Annotated in this window: 13 protein-coding genes; 6 read left to right on the top strand and 7 right to left on the bottom strand. The window is 68.3% G+C overall.

Translation table 11 applies throughout. The annotated features are described in order from the left end of the window. Nucleotides 1-19 precede the first annotated feature (19 nt). Nucleotides 20-904, bottom strand: a complete 885-nt coding sequence (locus MMF96_RS03800; protein WP_256882603.1) for a VOC family protein — start codon at nucleotides 902-904, stop codon at nucleotides 20-22. Between the two features lie 201 nt (nucleotides 905-1,105). Next, nucleotides 1,106-2,563, bottom strand: coding sequence for a cytosine permease (locus tag MMF96_RS03795; protein ID WP_256882602.1), 1,458 nt, complete (start codon nucleotides 2,561-2,563; stop codon nucleotides 1,106-1,108). A gap of 217 nt (nucleotides 2,564-2,780) precedes the next feature. On the opposite strand from MMF96_RS03795, the gene MMF96_RS03790 reads away from it, so the two are divergent. Both MMF96_RS03790 and hutU read left to right on the top strand, forming a co-directional pair. After that, a complete protein-coding gene (locus tag MMF96_RS03790; RefSeq protein WP_256882601.1) occupies nucleotides 2,781-3,959 on the top strand; it encodes an acyl-CoA dehydrogenase family protein in 1,179 nt (392 codons plus the stop codon). Between the two features lie 143 nt (nucleotides 3,960-4,102). Continuing rightward, nucleotides 4,103-5,782 (top strand): urocanate hydratase, encoded by a 1,680-nt coding sequence (hutU, locus tag MMF96_RS03785; RefSeq protein WP_256882600.1) that lies wholly within the window; start codon nucleotides 4,103-4,105, stop codon nucleotides 5,780-5,782. Between the two features lie 85 nt (nucleotides 5,783-5,867). Here hutU and MMF96_RS03780 read toward each other — a convergent pair whose 3' ends face one another. The 5 genes from MMF96_RS03780 to MMF96_RS03760 all read right to left on the bottom strand — a co-directional run bounded on the left by MMF96_RS03780 (nucleotide 5,868) and on the right by MMF96_RS03760 (nucleotide 10,747). After that, on the bottom strand, nucleotides 5,868-6,857 hold the full coding sequence (locus MMF96_RS03780) for an Lrp/AsnC family transcriptional regulator (protein WP_256882599.1): 990 nt from the start codon (nucleotides 6,855-6,857) through the stop codon (nucleotides 5,868-5,870). 62 nt (nucleotides 6,858-6,919) lie between these two features. After that, nucleotides 6,920-8,167 carry an amidohydrolase gene (locus tag MMF96_RS03775; protein WP_256882598.1) on the bottom strand — a complete coding sequence of 416 codons (1,248 nt, stop codon included), beginning with the start codon at nucleotides 8,165-8,167 and terminating at the stop codon, nucleotides 6,920-6,922. Nucleotides 8,168-8,204: 37 nt separating this feature from the next. Continuing rightward, nucleotides 8,205-8,930 carry a hypothetical protein gene (locus MMF96_RS03770; RefSeq protein WP_176616509.1) on the bottom strand — a complete coding sequence of 242 codons (726 nt, stop codon included), beginning with the start codon at nucleotides 8,928-8,930 and terminating at the stop codon, nucleotides 8,205-8,207. Between the two features lie 21 nt (nucleotides 8,931-8,951). Beyond that, nucleotides 8,952-9,686: a DUF5058 family protein gene (locus MMF96_RS03765; protein ID WP_176616508.1), complete on the bottom strand. Its 735-nt coding sequence runs from the start codon at nucleotides 9,684-9,686 to the stop codon at nucleotides 8,952-8,954. Nucleotides 9,687-9,964: 278 nt separating this feature from the next. Then, the gene (locus tag MMF96_RS03760; RefSeq protein ID WP_256882597.1) at nucleotides 9,965-10,747 is read right to left on the bottom strand and encodes a GNAT family N-acetyltransferase; all 783 of its coding nucleotides are present in this window, start codon (nucleotides 10,745-10,747) and stop codon (nucleotides 9,965-9,967) included. Between the two features lie 103 nt (nucleotides 10,748-10,850). Here MMF96_RS03760 and MMF96_RS03755 point away from each other — a divergent pair, with 103 nt between their 5' ends. From MMF96_RS03755 to rsmD, 4 genes are read left to right on the top strand one after another with little or no spacing between them, the layout of a single operon-like run. Beyond that, entirely contained in the window at nucleotides 10,851-11,867 is a 1,017-nt protein-coding gene (locus MMF96_RS03755; protein ID WP_176618671.1) for a thiamine-phosphate kinase, read from the top strand. Between the two features lie 22 nt (nucleotides 11,868-11,889). Then, nucleotides 11,890-12,846, top strand: a complete 957-nt coding sequence (locus MMF96_RS03750) for a DAK2 domain-containing protein (RefSeq protein WP_176618673.1) — start codon at nucleotides 11,890-11,892, stop codon at nucleotides 12,844-12,846. Further along, complete coding sequence (locus tag MMF96_RS03745) at nucleotides 12,833-15,091, top strand: ATP-dependent DNA helicase RecG (RefSeq protein WP_256882596.1); 2,259 nt, start codon at nucleotides 12,833-12,835, stop codon at nucleotides 15,089-15,091. The genes MMF96_RS03750 and MMF96_RS03745 overlap by 14 nt, the downstream gene beginning before the upstream one ends. Before the next feature lie 30 nt (nucleotides 15,092-15,121). Further along, complete coding sequence (gene rsmD / locus MMF96_RS03740) at nucleotides 15,122-15,712, top strand: 16S rRNA (guanine(966)-N(2))-methyltransferase RsmD (protein WP_176618669.1); 591 nt, start codon at nucleotides 15,122-15,124, stop codon at nucleotides 15,710-15,712. Nucleotides 15,713-15,981: the final 269 nt, after the last annotated feature.

Raw genomic sequence — 15,981 nt, 5'->3', positions numbered from 1 at the left:
GCCCAGTGGCCGCGGACGCTCACAGTTCGGCGATGATGATTTTCTTCATGTCCAGCATCCGCTGGTAGGCGCCGGGTTTTTGCATCAGCTCGCCCATGTTGTCCGGCACAATCTGCCAGCTCACGCCAAACCGGTCCACCGACCAACCGCATTGCTCGGCCTCGGGCACGGCGGAGAGCACCTCCCACAAGGCGTCGATCTCCTCCTGTCCTGCGCAGTTGACCTCCAGTGAAAGCCCCGGGGTGAACGTGAAGTCGTGGGCCGTGCCGCCATCCATGGCGGAGAACCATTGGCCGGCCAGTCGGAACTCGGCAAACATGACGGCGTCCGGATCTGCCGGTTGGGGCACGAGCATGCCGGTGCCCGAATCCGGGAGAAGGCCGGTATAGAGGTCGATCGCCTGCCGGGCCTGGGCGGCGGGGCCGGTAAAAAGGAACTGTGGCATGAGCATCGGCCGCCGCTCTGCCCCCGGGTCGGCCAGCATGAGCTGCCAGTTGACCCCGAATCGGTCCTCGACCCAGCCGTACAGTTTGCTGAACGGGTACGCGCCCAGGGGCATGCGCACCTCGCCGCCGTCGGCCAAGGCGTCCCAGATGCTGTGGATGCGGGTGCGTGCCTGGTCCCCGCCGCCGTCGACGAGCCGTGGATCCACGTTCAGGATGAAGGACAGCGCAGGTGTTGGGCGGAATTCGTTTCCGGCGTTGATGAGGCGGATCTGGTAGCTGCCCACTGTCACATCCACAATGAGGGGCCGGCCGGCATAGCCGCGTTGGAAGTCGGGCAGGTCGTCCATCGGGTAGCTCATGGTGACCGCCGACGACGTTTCCGGCAGCACCGCGGAGTAGAACGCGCCGGCTTCCGCCGCGTTGCCCTGGCACCATACGTTGGGCACGATCCGTTGCATGATTCCTCCTCGTGGAAAACTCCAGCATGGCACGGCCGCAGCGTCCCTTCAAGGATGTTTTTCGGACCAAGGGGGTCGCTGCCTGGCCGCCGGGAAATCGGACCGGTGCGAACATTCTGCGCGGACGCGGCAGCGGCCGTCACCGTGGTGGCGGCCGCTGCGATGGCGCCGGGGTCGTGCCCCCGGGCCGGTGCCTTGGTGCTACGCGGAGGTCACTGCCACCGGGTCGGCGTCGAGGTCCTCCGGGTACACCATGGCCGCCGGCGGGCGCTGGAACCTGCGGGCCACCGGGTAGTAGACGGCGGCGGTGACCACCAGGCCCACGAGCCAGGAGATGTCGGCGCCGCCCAGCAGCGGGGTAATGGGGCCGGTGTACATGGTCTGGGCCAGGAACGGGATCTGGACCACCACGCCGAGCAGGTAGGTCAGCAGTGCCGGGACGTTCCAGGCGCCGTAGCGGCCCTTGGGGTCGTACAGGGCCGGGACGTCGACCTTTTCCTTGGAGACCAGCCAGAAGTCCACCAGGTTGATGGAGCTCCACGGGATGAAGACCATGAGCAGCAGCAGGACGAAGTTTTTGAAGTTGTCGATGAAGTCCGCCGAGGCGGCAATGGCGATGATGACCGAGACGGTGATGAAGCCGATCACGTAGGCAAAGCGCACCCACGGGGCGAAGCGCAGCTGGTGGGTGAACGCGCTCACGGACGTCAGGATCGTCATGTATCCGCCGTAGGCATTGAGCGTGTTGACGGTCAGCTTGCCCACCACGATCACGATGTACATCAGGATGGCGATGGCCCCGCCGCCGGACAGCTCGCCCACGAAGGCCACCTGCCCGTCCAGGAACCCATGGCCCTTGGGCATGGCAATGGCGGCAAACAGGGCGCCGAGCGTCATGGACCACTGGGAGCCCAGCACGGCGCCGGCGAAGCAGGAGAAGAACGTCTTGCCGGCGTTGGTCTTGGCCGGCAGGTAGCGGGAGTAGTCGGCCACGTAGGGGCCGTAGGTCAGCTGCCAGCCGGCGCTGAGGGAAATGGCCAGGAGGAACGTGGGGAAGGCGAAGTTGCCCACCCCCATGACGGCGCCGACGTCGTGCTTGCTGAACAGCATGACGGCCAGGTAGGTGAAGCCGAGGACGCCCACAATGGTGGAGAGGCGGCCGAGCATGTGGATGTACTTGTAGCCCAGCGTGGCCACGAGCACCGTCAGCGCGCCGAAGATGACGACGCCGACGGCGGGGTGCCCGGTGGGGATGACCTCCGACACCGCCTGCCCGGCCAGGACGGCGCCGGTGGCCGCGAAGCCGAGATACATGACGATGACCAGGACCAGGGGGATGACTGCGCCGAAAACGCCGAACTGGGCGCGGCTGGAGATCATCTGCGGCATGCCCAGCTTGGGCCCCTGGGCGGCGTGCAGGGCCATGACCGTGCCGCCGAGCAGGTTGCCGATGAACAGGCCGATGATGCCCCAGAAGGCGTCGGCGCCGAAGATCACCGAGAGGGCGCCGGTGACGATGGCGGTGATCTGCATGTTGGCGCCGAACCACAGCGTGAACTGGCCAAACGGCCGGCCGTGGCGTTCGCTGTGCGGGACGAAGTCGATGGAGCGGCGCTCCACCACCGGTCCCGACTTTTTCACTGTTTCAATCCTTGACATGGCGTTCCTCTGTTGGGAGCTGGGAAGTACGTGGCGGGATGTTGAATTGCCCTGCTTAATCTGAGCACGGCCCGGGCCCGGGCCGAGATGGGCTTCAGGAATCACGTCTGTGATCACAGACAAAGAGGTGGTTTCTGTGATCCGCGCCATCCGCGTCCCGGCCGTGCGGCTATGTTCGAAAAAGACACCCCAACCAACCTTTCGGAGGAACAGACCCATGAGTTCGCCAGCCGAGCTGCCCTACGCCGACGCCGACTTCCTTTACTTTGAACGCCTGCTCCCCGCCCATGAGCTGGCCCGCCTGAACACCATCCGTGACTGGATGGAGGCCAACGTGCGCCCCATTGCCCGCGAGTACTGGGGCCGCAGCGAATTCCCCGTCCACCTCATTCCGGGCGTTGCGGAGCTGGACATGGTCAGCCCCGTCCGCCGCCAGGGCCATTCGCACCTTTTGGCCGGCATGGTCACGGCCGCCATCCACCGGGTGGATGCGTCCTTCGGCACCTTCTTCAGCGGCCATGACGGGCTGTTCACCGGGTCCATCGAACTGCTGGCCTCCGAGGAACAAAAGGCCGCCTGGCTGCCGGACATCTACGCGCTGCGGAAGACCGGCGTCTTTGCCATCACCGAGCCGCTGGCGGGCTCCGATGTAGCCGGCGGCACCACCACGACCGCCGTCCGCGACGGGGACCATTGGATCCTCAACGGGGAAAAGCGCTGGATCGGCAACTCCACCTTCTCCGACTACGTGCTGGTGTGGGCGAAGGACACCGCCGACGGCCAGGTCAAGGGCTTTCTGGTGGAGACCTCCACGCCCGGCTTCAGCGCCACCGTGATCGAGAACCGCATTGCCCTGCGCGCGGTCCAGAATGCCGACATTGTCCTGGCGGACGTCGTCGTGCCCCACTTCAACAAGCTGGCGGGCGCCAACAGCTTCCGCGACACCAACAAGGTGCTCAAGACGACCCGTGCCACGGTGGGCTGGCAGGCCGTGGGCATGCAGCTGGCCGCCTTCGACGTGGCCCGCAAGTACGCCGTGGAGCGCCGGCAGTTCGGCAGGCCCATTGCCGGCTTCCAGCTCATCCAGGAGCAGCTGGTCACGATGCTCTCCAACGCGCAGGCCTCGATGGGGATGATGGTGCGGCTGGCGCAGCTGGAGGATGCAGGCACCACGCGCAACGAACATTCCGCGCTGGCCAAGGCCTTCGTCACCAAGTGCATGCGCGAGACCGTTGCGCTGGGGCGCGGGATCCTGGGCGGGAACGGCATTTCAGTGGACTACGAGATGGCCAAGGTCTTTTGCGACGCCGAGGCGATCTACACCTACGAGGGCACCTATGAGATCAACACGCTCGTGGCGGGCCGGGCGATAACGGGGATTGCCGCCTTCGTGTAGGGCCTCCGCCCGGGGCGCCCGCATTGTCTTGGATCACAGACACCTGGCCTGTCGAAAGCCTAGGATCGCAGGGCCGTCGGGGGTTGGATGGAACTAAGGGAAATCCCACACGGAATTTTGAACCAACAGCTAAGGAAACCATCATGGCAACGATGCATGACCCCTCCCGCACCATCCGCGCAGCCCGCGGCACCGAGCTCTCGGCCAAGTCGTGGCAGACCGAGGCGCCGCTGCGCATGCTCATGAACAACCTGGACCCCGAGGTTGCCGAGCGCCCCGAGGACCTGGTGGTCTACGGCGGGACCGGCCGCGCCGCCCGATCCTGGGAGGCCTACGACGCCATCGTCGCCACGCTGAAGACGCTCGACGACGACGAAACCCTCCTCGTGCAGTCCGGCAAGCCCGTCGGTGTTTTCCGCACCAACGTCTGGGCCCCGCGCGTGCTGCTGGCCAACTCCAACCTGGTGGGGGACTGGGCCACCTGGCCCGAATTCCGCAAGCTCGAGGCCGAAGGCCTGATGATGTACGGCCAGATGACGGCCGGCTCCTGGATCTACATCGGCACCCAGGGCATCCTGCAGGGCACCTTTGAGACCTTTGCCGCGATCGGCGAGAAGCGCTTCGGCGGAACCCTGGCCGGCACGCTGACCCTGACCGGCGGCTGCGGCGGCATGGGCGGGGCCCAGCCGCTGGCCGTCACCCTGAACGGCGGCGCGTGCCTGATCGTGGACGTGTCCGAGGAGCGCCTGCAGCGCCGCGTGGGCAAGCGTTACCTGGACGAGGTGGCTCCCTCGCTGGATGCCGCACTGGGGAAGGTGCTGGCCGCCAAGGAGGCCAGGACCCCGCTGTCCGTGGGTGTTGTGGGCAATGCCGCCGAAGTGTTCCCGGAGATCCTGCGCCGCCACAAGGCCGGGGAATTCACGGTGGACATTGTCACCGACCAGACCAGCGCGCACGATCCGCTCTCCTACCTGCCCACCGAATACACGGTGGCGGAATGGGCTGCCGAGGCCGAGGCAGACCCGGAGGGATTCACCAAGAAGTCCCAGAACGCGATGGCCCGCCACGTGCAGGCCATGGTGGAATTCCAGGATGCCGGGGCCGAGGTGTTCGACTACGGCAACTCAATCCGCGACGAGGCGCGCAAGGGCGGGTATGAGCGGGCCTTTGAATTCCCCGGCTTTGTCCCGGCCTACATCCGCCCCCTGTTCTGCGAGGGCCTGGGCCCGTTCCGCTGGGTGGCACTCTCCGGCGACCCGGAGGACATCCGCGTCACCGACGAGGCGCTGAAGGAGCTGTTCCCCGAGAACGCCCACCTGCACCGCTGGCTCGACGCCGCCGCCGAGCACGTTGAGTTCGAGGGCCTGCCGGCACGGATCTGCTGGCTGGGCTACGGCGAACGTGCCAAGGCCGGCGTGCTGTTCAACGAGCTGGTGGCCTCCGGCAAGGTCAAGGCCCCGATCGTCATTGGCCGCGACCACCTGGACTCCGGCTCCGTCGCCTCGCCCTACCGTGAAACCGAAGCCATGAAGGACGGCTCCGACGCGATCGCCGACTGGCCGCTGCTCAACGCCCTGCTCAACACCTCCTCGGGCGCCACCTGGGTGTCCATCCACCACGGCGGCGGCGTTGGGATCGGCCGCTCCATCCACGCCGGCCAGGTGTCCGTCGCCGACGGCTCCGCCCTGGCCGCGGAAAAGCTCTCGCGGCTGCTGACCAACGACCCCGGCATGGGCGTGATCCGCCACGTCGACGCCGGCTATGAACGCGCCGTCGAGGTGGCCGCCGAGCGCGGCGTCCGCATCCCGATGCAGGAGCAGTAGCCTCTCACCACGTAGGTCGCAGTTGTTACCGTTTTCGGCGGGTTTTCGCCGCAAAAACTGTAACAACTGCGACCTACCTGCTTAATCACACGGCTACGAGCGGCAGCTGCCCACCAATGTAGACAACGGTGCTGCGCTTGAAGATGTCCACGTAGAGCGAGGAAGTGAACCGTTGCACGCCGTCGAGTGCGCCGAACTCCGCGATGACGTCCTTGAGGTGGCCAAGGGTGGGCACGGCCGTCTGCACCAGGAGCCGGTCGCCCACGGAGGCGGCCCAGCGCGTTGTCGGGTGGCCGGCCACGTGCCGTCCCACGGCCGGCAGCTGTGCCGCCGTGCACGCCATTTCCAGCAGGGCTTCGACGGGGTATCCGAGCATGGCCGGGTCCAGGACAGCGCGGATGGTCACGGCCCCGGAGGCGATGAGTGCTTCAACCCGCCGGCCGGCCGTGGCCTTGGAGATTGACAGTGCTGTGGCCAGCTCTTCATTCGTGGACCGCCCGTTCGCGCGCAGCAGGTCGATGATGGCGCGGTTGGTGTCGTCGATCCGGGCACGGTCGGTGGCGGCGAACCGCGTGATGAGCTGGGGCTGCTCGGCTGCGTATAGGGCGTCATATTGATCAACGGTGAGCAGGTCGGGGGCCCAGCCGGAGACGGTGCGGTGGTACTCCAGGACCGGTTCAAGCGAGAAGTCCCGCACACCGTCGCGTGCGGCCACTTCGCCATACAGTATTTGCCCCAGGTCCCCGGGCCGGACAAACATTTCCACGATGCACTCACTGGATCCGGCCAGGCCGGAGACCCAGTGCGTGTCGGGGCGGCCGGCCAGCCAGGCGCCGACGGACCGCAGTGCCGCCGGTTCAACCCGGACGCGGAGCATGTACAGGTCCACGTTGTCGAGGGCGAGCGGGTTGGGGAATGACTGGACCCGGACGTTCCCCGAGGCCAGCAGCCGGTTGCCGCGCCGGGCCACGGTCCGTTCCTGCTGCCCCAGCACGTCTGCAATGAGCCGCCAGGGCGCCCTGCCGTTGCGGAGCAGGGCCGCCGTGATCTGCCGGTCGAGTTCGTCTAATTCCATGGATGCATCATTCCATGCGGGGTCGGCCGGCGGCGGCACGGGGCCGCTGGCGGCCCCGGCGGCTACTTGCCGAGGTGGTCGAGCAGCACGGCAAGTGCGGCGCCCGTGCCGTTCGTGACCGCAAGCCCGGCGTCGGGGGCGAAGTGCGGGGAGTGGTTGCCCGCCGGTGCGGCGCCATTGGCGAACGCCTCCCGGGGGAAGGCGCCGAAGGCCCAGAAAACGACCGGGACGTCGATGGCGTCGCCCAGCCATCCAGCATCTTCCGAACCCATGCCCAGGGCGCTGTCGATGACGGCGTCGGGGCCGAATGCGGCCGTGAGCGCGCGCGTGGCACGGGCGGTGTTTTCGGCGTCGTTGAACAGGCGCGGGAAGCTGTTGATTTCGGTGATCTCCGGCTCGGCAATGCCGGAGGCCGCGGCCTCCGCTGAGATGATCCGGCGGACGGCGGCAATGACGGTGTTGCGGACCTCCTGCTCCGGCGTGCGGATGTTCAGGGTGAATTCGGCCGTCTCGGGGATGATGTTTTCCTTCAGGCCGGCGTGGAAGGTGCCGACCGTGACCACGGCCGGCGTCATCGGCGCGACTTCGCGGGAGACGACGGCCTGCAGCCGCATGACCATGGCCGCGGCGGCGACAATCGGGTCCCGGGACTTCTCCGGCTGTGAACCGTGCGCCTGGCGGCCCCGGACGGTGACCCGCAGCGAATCTCCGAGGCTGGCCATGTTGCCGGCGCGCAGCCAGAACGTGCCGCCCGCGGCCGGCATGACGTGCTGGGCCAGCACCACGTCGGGGCGCGGCGCACGGTCCCACAACCCGTCGTCGACCATGGCCCTGGCCCCGCTGGCGGTTTCCTCGCCGGGCTGGAAGAGGAACACCACCGTTCCCGCCCACGTCTCGCGCGCGTCCACCAGGTACGCGGCGGCAGCGAGTGCGGCGGTGATGTGGGTGTCGTGGCCGCAGCCGTGCATGGTGGGGGCGTTGGAACCGTCCGGCAAGGTTCCCGTTGAGCGGCTGGCGTAGTCGAGGCCGGTCTCCTCGGCGATGGGGAGCCCGTCGGTGTCGGCGCGGAATCCGATGACCGGGCCCTCACCGTTCCTGAGCAGGCCGACGACGCCGGTGCCGCCGCAGCGGAAGTGCTCGATGCCGAGTTCACTCAGGCGTGCCTCAATGGTTTCCGCGGTCCGCTGTTCGCAGGAGGAGAGCTCGGGCGTGCGGTGGAAGGCCTTGTACATCTCGATGTGTTCGGTGAGGAAACTGTCCGGGACATTGATGCCCGTGGCGAGGGCGACGGTGGTTGCGGTACCTGGCATGGTGGATTCTCCTGTTGGCTGTGCTGGGTTGGGGGTGCTAGTGGCCGACGGACACCGGGGCCGGCGGCTGGACGGTGTCGCGCTTGCGGGCAAACCAGGCGATGAGGATCGCGCAGACCACCGAAATAGCCGTCGCATAGTTGGTGAGCTGCGGAGCGGCGTGGACGGCGCCGAACACCACGACGGCGGCGACAAGGCCGGCGATGATGGTGGTGCGCAGGGTCTTCATCGCAATGATGGTCTGGACGGTCACGGCGCCAAACACCGCAGCAAGGATGTAGAGGCGGGCGACGCTGATCAGTCCCGGCGGCAGCAGCCCGAGGAGCCAGGTGCCGAGGATGCCGACGAACACCACCAGCGACAGCAGGTGCACGAACGCGGCCCCGATGATGGCCGCGCCGGCGATGAGCTCGGCGCGGCGGGTGCCCGGCTTCTCGCCGAGGTCGCTCTGGGCGATGATCGCCGACGGCAGCAGCTTGTTGGCGATGTTGCCGATCATGAACGCCTGGTACATCGCGGAACGCCCCAGGATCGGGTAGTACGAGATGGGTTCGACAATGGCGATGATGCCGAACGTTGCAAAGACGATGCTGAAGGCGTTCCACACCTCAGCGGCCGTGATGCCAAGTCCTGTGCCGAAGGCGACGAAAAGGGCGGCCCCGAGGGAGATGAGGAATCCGAGCCCGAGCGTGATCGGGCCCCAGATGGAGGTGGTGCGGTCGAACTGGGCGAGCCCGCCGAGGGTGCTGGTCTGGGAAGACATGGGGTTTCTCTTTCGGTTCTGCTACTTGGCGGTGAGGAAGTAGGCGACGGCCAGGGAGACGAGGATGGCGATGCCCAGACCCCATTCACGCAGCCAGGGCTTCTTGAAGTATTTCGCCGCGGCCAGGCACAGGCCCATCACGGCCGCCGAGGCGAGCACCGTGACGATGTGGGTGCCGGACTTGGTGGTCTCGGCGAAGGCGAGGGTGAAGAACGCCGCGAGGATGGCCGCGCCCGGCACCACGGTCATGACGGCGGGGTTGACGTTGCGCAGCCGCTTGTCGCCCTTGGCGAGGATCGGGGTGAGAATGAGCGCCGTGACCATCCAGACCAGGCCGCCAAGGGTCATGGCCGCGAAGCCGATCGCGAAGACCTTTTGCGTGTAGCTCGGACCGCCCAGCCCGGCGCCCTGTGACTGGGCGGCGAGGCCGGCGGCGGCGACGTCGAAGGCCGCTGAGCCGACCAGGCCGATGCGGGTCAGCACGGCCGGAGTGCTGAACAGCGGCAGCAGGGAAATGGCCACGAGCGCCACGGCGAGTGAAGGGCCGATGGCCGCGATGCCGCCGCGGCGGACTGAGCTGGTGACCTGGCCGTCCGTGAGGTTGGCGGCGGGCGCGGCCTTGCGGATGGCCCGAAGGTAAATCAGGGACTGCAGGATGATGACGGCAAAGACGGCCGCAGCAGCGATCCAGAGCACCGGGTGGAACGATATGGGGGTGATGTCTGTCGACCCCGGGTTGACGGCAGAAAATGGCATGGCAGCTCCTTCGCTCCAGGTGACCAAATAGTTCAAACGTGACGAGGGTCACTGCTATTTATTGCATCAGAATGACAGTTCTGTCCAAAAGAGTCAAGTTGGGGCGGACTTTTGTCCACATGTCATAACGGCGGGCAGGATTCCCGCCCGCGCGGTGCCCCAGCCTTCGTTTCGCTGGCGGCGTGCCAAACCGTTGGGGGCGGGTGAAATTTCGCACGCCGCCGACGGTATGGCACGCCCCCGGCTGCACTGGCAGGAATGGCCCGCAGGGAGACGTCTCAGCGGGTCCATTCGTACGGCGTGGTCGTGGAGACCTTGACGAGCCCCGAGCGCTCCAGGACGGGGCGGGAAAATTCCGTGGAGTCGCTGTGCGCCAGCGTCTTGCCCAAGGCCATCGCCGAGCGCGCCCGCGCGGCCGTCAGCGCCCGGTAGATGCCCCGGCCCCGGAACTCGGCCAGGGTGGCGCCGCCCCAGAGCCCGGCGAAGCCGGTGCCGGGCACCGGCTCCAGCCGGCCGGCGCCGACCATGCGGCCGCCGGTCGCCGCGACCCACAGTTCCATGCCGTCGCGGCGGGCCAAACGTGCCAGCAGGGCGTCCGCGGCGCGGGTGTTGACGGATTCGCCAAACGCCTCATCGGCCATGGCACTCATGGCCCGCACGTCGGCGTCGGCCGTCACCTTCCGCAGCACCACCCCGGCAGGCACGGGGGCGTTCCGGCACAGCCCCGCCAGCGGGCCGACCATGATGGATTCGGGCTCGCCCGGCACAAAGCCGTTTGCCACCAGCGCCTCATGCAGCCCCGGGGCCCGGTCGTGGCCGCGGGTCTTCCATTCGACGCCGGTCACGGCGGGGTCGGCGCGGAAGTGGGCCAGCGCGTCGGCCACCAGGGCGGCAATGTCCCCGGAGCCGGCCAGGTCCCGGTACGTGATGAATCCCCGGCCGCCGGCAAAGGTCACCAGCCGCAGCGGGCCAAGCACGGCGACGCTGAGCGCGCTGGGCGTTTCGGCGTCCGTCCGGAGCTGGTCGTCATAGGCCTGAAGGTAGTGCGTCACGTCAGTCATCAGGATCATCTTCACAGCAACGCACGGGCGGGGCAACAGGCCCGGCGCCGCATCAGCCCAGGGACAGCCGCCCGGTGTCGGCCCCACCCGCTACGGTTAAACCATGACCCTCACCGTCGCCGAACTCTCCGAATCGGCCCTGCTGGCCCGCATCTTCCCGCGCCTGCCCTCCGGCACGTCCACGCTGCTCGGCCCCGGCGACGACTCAGCCATCATCGCCGCCCCCGACGGCCGCACGGTCATCTCGATCGACACCCAGGTCCAGGACAAGGACTTCCGACTCGCCTGGCCCAACGGCTACGCCACCACCGGCTACGACGTCGGCTGGAAGGCCGCGGCCCAGAATCTTAGCGACATCAATGCCATGGGCGCCGAGGCCACCGCCATGGTGGTAAGCCTGACCCTGCCGGGCACGACGCCGGTCGCCTGGGTCGAGGCGCTGGCCGACGGCCTGGCTGCCGCGATCCACGCCCTCGGGGCGGGCCAATGTTCCGTGGCGGGGGGCGACCTGTCCGGCGGCTCCGAGATCGTGGTCACCGTGGCGGTGACCGGTTCCCTGGCCGGCCGGGACCCCGTGCTGCGCAGCGGCGCCCGCCCCGGGGACATGGTGGCCGTGTGCGGCAAGCTGGGATATTCGGCCGCCGGGTGGGCGCTGCAGGAAAGCAGCATCGCCCCGGCACAGTACACACCCGCGTTGCAAAACGCGGCCGACCTCTTCAACCGGCCGCAGCCGCCCCTGGCCGCCGGCGCCGCCGCAGCCCGCGCCGGCGCCACCGCCATGATGGACATTTCCGACGGCCTGCTCCGCGACGCCGGGCGCCTTGCCGCGGCCAGCGGCACCGGCCTGGACCTGGCCGGCGTCGTTCTGGAAAAGCTGGCGGATGGACTGGCCGAATGCGCGCAGGCACTGGGCACGGACCCGCTGCAATGGGTGCTCAGCGGCGGCGAGGACCACGGATTGTTATCCACATTCCCAGCCAACGTTGCGCTCCCGTCCGGCTTCATTGGGATAGGCTCAATAGTGTCCGCGGGCGACGGCCAACCGGCTGTGACCATCGACGGACGGAACTTCAAAAGCGTCGTGGACGGCGCTGTGGGATGGGATCATTTTGCAGTCTAAGATTGCCGCAACTGCCCCCGTAATTCGGCGTTGGCTGGCCAAGGCCGAGCAGACGCTTGCCAATCACAGCGACCGGCTCAACGCCATCAACATCTACCCGGTGGCCGACGCCGACACCGGCACCAACCTGTACCAGACGGTCCGGTCCGCCTCCCAGGCCGTGGCGGACCTGGACCCGCTCGACGCCGGTGCCACCATGGCCGCCGCAGGGCGCGCCGCCATGGAACAGGCCCGCGGCAATTCCGGCACCCTGTTTTCCGTGTTCCTCAGCGCCATGGCCGAGCCCCTGGCCGGGCAGCCGCGCCTCAACGGGCCCCTGCTGGCCGCCGCGCTGCACCGCGCCCAGCTGCGGTCCTGGAGTGCGCTGAGCGAGCCCATGCCCGGGACCATGCTGTCCGTGCTGGAGGCCGCCGCCCACGGCGCCTCCGAGGTGGAATCCACGCTCAACGGCGACGACTCCAACGCGGCCCTGGCACTGGCCCTGGACGGCGCCGTGGCCGCGGCCCGGGAGGCCGTGGTGCTGACCGAGTCCCAGCTCGGCGTGCTGGCCGACGCCCACGTGGTGGACGCCGGCGGCGTGGGCCTGCTGCTGATCCTGGACTGCCTGCGCTCCGTGGTGGTGGGCGAGCCGCTGCAGGAGGACCTGCTCGACGGGCTCTCCGGCTACAAGGTCCAGGACCCCAACATTGCCCTGGACATGCCCGAACAGCTGGGCGTGGAAGTCATGTGCACCATCAGCCTCACGCCGCTGGCGGCGGCCGGGCTGCGCATGCAGCTGGATGAGCTGGGGGAATCGGTCATCATGAGCGCCGTCTCGGAACAGGCCGACGACACCGGCGCCTACCCGTGGCGCGTGCACGTCCACGTTCCGTCGCCAACCATCGCGTTGGACGCCATTCAGGCCGTGGGTGATCCAAGCAACGTCAGCATTTCGGCCCTGAGCCCCAACGCCGTCGCAGACGCCCATGACCTCCTCTGACGGCGCCCACCCCGCCCTGGGCGGCGTGCCGGACGAGCCGCAGCCGCCGCGGCCCCGCGAATACCCCGACCTGGCCCTGCAGCTGTCCCGGCTCGTGGGGGCCGCCACCGCTAAGTCGGTGGAAAAGCACCTCGAGCTCACCACCGTCGGGCAGATGCTGCACCAGTTTCCACGGCGCTACCTGGCCCGCGGAGAACTGACCGAGCTGGACAAGCTTCCGCTCGACGAGGAAGTGACCATCCTGGCCCGCGTCGTCGACCTCTCCACCCGCCACATGCAACGGCGCAAGGGAACCATCAGCGACGTTGTCATTACGGACAATTCGGGGCGCCCCTCCAACCTGAAGATCAGCTTTTTCAACGGCTGGACGGCGCAAAAGGAGCTGCGGCCCGGCGTGCTGGCCATGTTTTCCGGCCGGGTTTCGCTGTACGGCGGGCACAAGTCCCTAACCAACCCGGACTACGTGCTGCTGCCGGATGACCCCCTGGCCGAGCATGAAGCCGAGATCCAGGCCGTCATGCCCGTGCCCGTCTACCCGGCCACCGCAAAGTTCCCGAGTTGGAAAACCCAGGCCGTCATCGCAGCCCTGCTGCCGGCCCTGGACCTCAGCAAGGTCCCGGACCCGGTGCCGGCGGCCATTGCCGCACGGGAAAGGCTCATGCCGCTGTGGGAGGCCTACGAACAAATCCACGTGCCCGCCACCATGGAGGACTGGCCGCGGGCCCGGCAGCGCTTCCGCTACCAGGAAGCCCTGGCACTGCAGACGGCGCTGGCCCGGAAACGCATCGAGGCCCTGCAGCAGGACGCCACGGCCCGGCCGCTGGTTGCCGGTGCGCTGCTGGAAGCCTTTGACGCCCAGCTGCCCTACACGCTCACGGGCGGCCAGCAGCAGATCTGTGACCTGGTGGCAGGGGAGATTGCAGCCGGCCATCCCATGCACCGGCTGCTGCAGGGCGAAGTGGGTTCGGGCAAGACCGTGGTGGCGCTGCGCGCCATGCTCCAGGTGGTCGACGCCGGCGGGCAGGCCGCGTTCCTGGCCCCCACCGAGGTGCTCGCCGCCCAGCACCTGAACTCCATCCTGGCTCTTCTGGGCAGCCTGGGCGAGGGCCCGCTGCTGGGCGGGCCGCACGCCACCAACGTGGTGCTGCTGACCGGGTCCATGCCGGCCGCCGCCCGCAAGAAGTCACTCCTGGCGGCCGCGTCCGGCGAGGCAGGGATTGTGATCGGCACGCACGCGCTGCTCTCGGACAACGTGCAGTTTGCCGACCTGGGGCTGATCGTGGTGGATGAACAGCACCGCTTTGGCGTGGAACAGCGCGACGTCCTGCGCTCAAAGGCGGCCAAGCCGCCGCACCTGCTGGTCATGACGGCCACGCCCATTCCGCGCACCGTTGCCATGACGGTCTTTGGCGACCTGGAAGTGTCCGAACTGACCGAGCTGCCCAGGGGCCGCGCACCCATCACCACCCATGTGGCGCCGCTGGCCGACCACCCCCAGTGGGAAACGCGGGTGTGGGAGCGCGCCCGCGAGGAGATTGACGCCGGCCGCCAGGTGTATGTGGTGTGCCCCAAGATCGGCGACGATCCGGAGTCCGGGCCTGCCGGGACCCCCGCGGACGGCGAGGACCGCCCCATGGCCGGGGTGCTCGACGTCGTAAGGTACTTGCGTACAGTCCCGGCGCTGGCAGGCAGGCGCATCGAGGCGCTGCACGGCCGGCTCGACTCCGCGGACAAGCAGGGGACAATGGCGGAATTCGCCGCCGGCAACATCGACGTGCTCGTGGCCACCACCGTGATTGAGGTGGGCGTGGACGTGCACAATGCGACCCTCATGGTGATACTCGACGCCGACCGGTTCGGCATGTCGCAGCTGCACCAGCTGCGCGGGCGTGTGGGCCGGGGCGGGCATCCGGGCCTGTGCCTGCTGGTGACCGGTCTGGAACACGGGCACCCCAGCCGGAAGCGCCTTGACGTCGTGGCGGCGACCACCGACGGCTTTGTCCTCGCCCGCGAGGACCTGGAACTGCGGCGCGAGGGAGACATCCTCGGCGCCCGGCAGTCCGGCGGCCGTTCCGGATTGCGCGTGCTCAGCGTGCTGCGCGACGAGGACCTGATTGAGCGGGCCCGTGCGGACGCCACGGGGATCGTCGCCGCGGATCCGGAGCTGAAGCAGCATCCGGCCCTGAAACTTGAAATCGACACCTACCTGACCGAACAGAATGAGGCATTCCTTGAACGTGGCTAGTGGTTTTGCAGTGGCTGCAGGGGTGCGCGCATGAGCCGGATTGTTGCCGGGGCCGCCGGGGGGACGCCGCTCATTTCGGTGCCCGGCGACGGCACCAGGCCCACCACGGACCGGGTGAAGGAGGCCCTGTTCTCACGCCTGGAATCCATGGACATGCTCGCCGATGTCCGGGTCCTGGACCTGTACGCGGGCTCGGGCTCGCTCGGCGTGGAGAGCGCCAGCCGCGGGGCCAAGTCCGTGGAGCTGGTGGAGTTCAACGAAAAGGCGGCCGGGGTGTGCCAGCGCAATGCCGCACTGGTGAACAAGGTGCGCGGCAGCAAGGTGGTGACGGTGCAGCGCTCCCGCGTGGAGACGTTCCTGGCCCGGGCGGACGACGCCGACGTGGACCGGTGGGACCTGGTCTTCCTGGACCCGCCGTACCCGCTGACCGAGCCGGAGCTGTCCGAGGTGCTGGGACTGCTGGGCCCGCGGCTCAGCCCCTACGCCGTGGTTGTGGTGGAACGCTCGGCCCGCACGCCCGAGCCTGCCTGGCCGGCGTCGCTGGAGCTGTTGGCGGCGAAGAAATACGGTGAAACGCGGCTGTGGTTCGCCGAGCCGGCGGGGCAGCCTTCGGGGGACTGAACGGGCCAGGCAACTGCCGGCCCCGTCCACGGCCGGCAGTGGGTGAATTCCAAGCATCGGCGGGTAATGTTGCGCGCAGCATAAAAGTACTGGTCCGTCACACGACTGGGCCACCTCGCAGCCTTTCGTTCCCGCCGCCGGCGAGCTGTCGGCGTCGGGCCCGTTGACGCGGACACGGCCCTCCCGGCAGGGCCGCCCCCGCGGACAGCGCCATCTACATTTCCGGGCCGACGGGTACGCCCGCGGTCCACGGCCAGCCATCCGGGCGA

The organism is Arthrobacter sp. STN4, assembly GCF_024539665.1.
GTDB lineage: Bacteria > Actinomycetota > Actinomycetes > Actinomycetales > Micrococcaceae > Specibacter.
This window is presented reverse-complemented; position numbering and strand designations above follow the sequence as displayed.

What these genes read in the sequence shown, in the direction of transcription:
- MMF96_RS03800 (WP_256882603.1), bottom strand. Translation starts at nt 904, where the DNA reads ATGCAACGGATCGTGCCCAACGTATGGTGCCAGGGCAACGCGGCGGAA.
- MMF96_RS03795 (WP_256882602.1), bottom strand. Translation starts at nt 2,563, where the DNA reads ATGTCAAGGATTGAAACAGTGAAAAAGTCGGGACCGGTGGTGGAGCGC.
- MMF96_RS03790 (WP_256882601.1), top strand. Translation starts at nt 2,781, where the DNA reads ATGAGTTCGCCAGCCGAGCTGCCCTACGCCGACGCCGACTTCCTTTAC.
- hutU (WP_256882600.1), top strand. Translation starts at nt 4,103, where the DNA reads ATGGCAACGATGCATGACCCCTCCCGCACCATCCGCGCAGCCCGCGGC.
- MMF96_RS03780 (WP_256882599.1), bottom strand. Translation starts at nt 6,857, where the DNA reads ATGGAATTAGACGAACTCGACCGGCAGATCACGGCGGCCCTGCTCCGC.
- MMF96_RS03775 (WP_256882598.1), bottom strand. Translation starts at nt 8,167, where the DNA reads ATGCCAGGTACCGCAACCACCGTCGCCCTCGCCACGGGCATCAATGTC.
- MMF96_RS03770 (WP_176616509.1), bottom strand. Translation starts at nt 8,930, where the DNA reads ATGTCTTCCCAGACCAGCACCCTCGGCGGGCTCGCCCAGTTCGACCGC.
- MMF96_RS03765 (WP_176616508.1), bottom strand. Translation starts at nt 9,686, where the DNA reads ATGCCATTTTCTGCCGTCAACCCGGGGTCGACAGACATCACCCCCATA.
- MMF96_RS03760 (WP_256882597.1), bottom strand. Translation starts at nt 10,747, where the DNA reads ATGACTGACGTGACGCACTACCTTCAGGCCTATGACGACCAGCTCCGG.
- MMF96_RS03755 (WP_176618671.1), top strand. Translation starts at nt 10,851, where the DNA reads ATGACCCTCACCGTCGCCGAACTCTCCGAATCGGCCCTGCTGGCCCGC.
- MMF96_RS03745 (WP_256882596.1), top strand. Translation starts at nt 12,833, where the DNA reads ATGACCTCCTCTGACGGCGCCCACCCCGCCCTGGGCGGCGTGCCGGAC.
- rsmD (WP_176618669.1), top strand. Translation starts at nt 15,122, where the DNA reads ATGAGCCGGATTGTTGCCGGGGCCGCCGGGGGGACGCCGCTCATTTCG.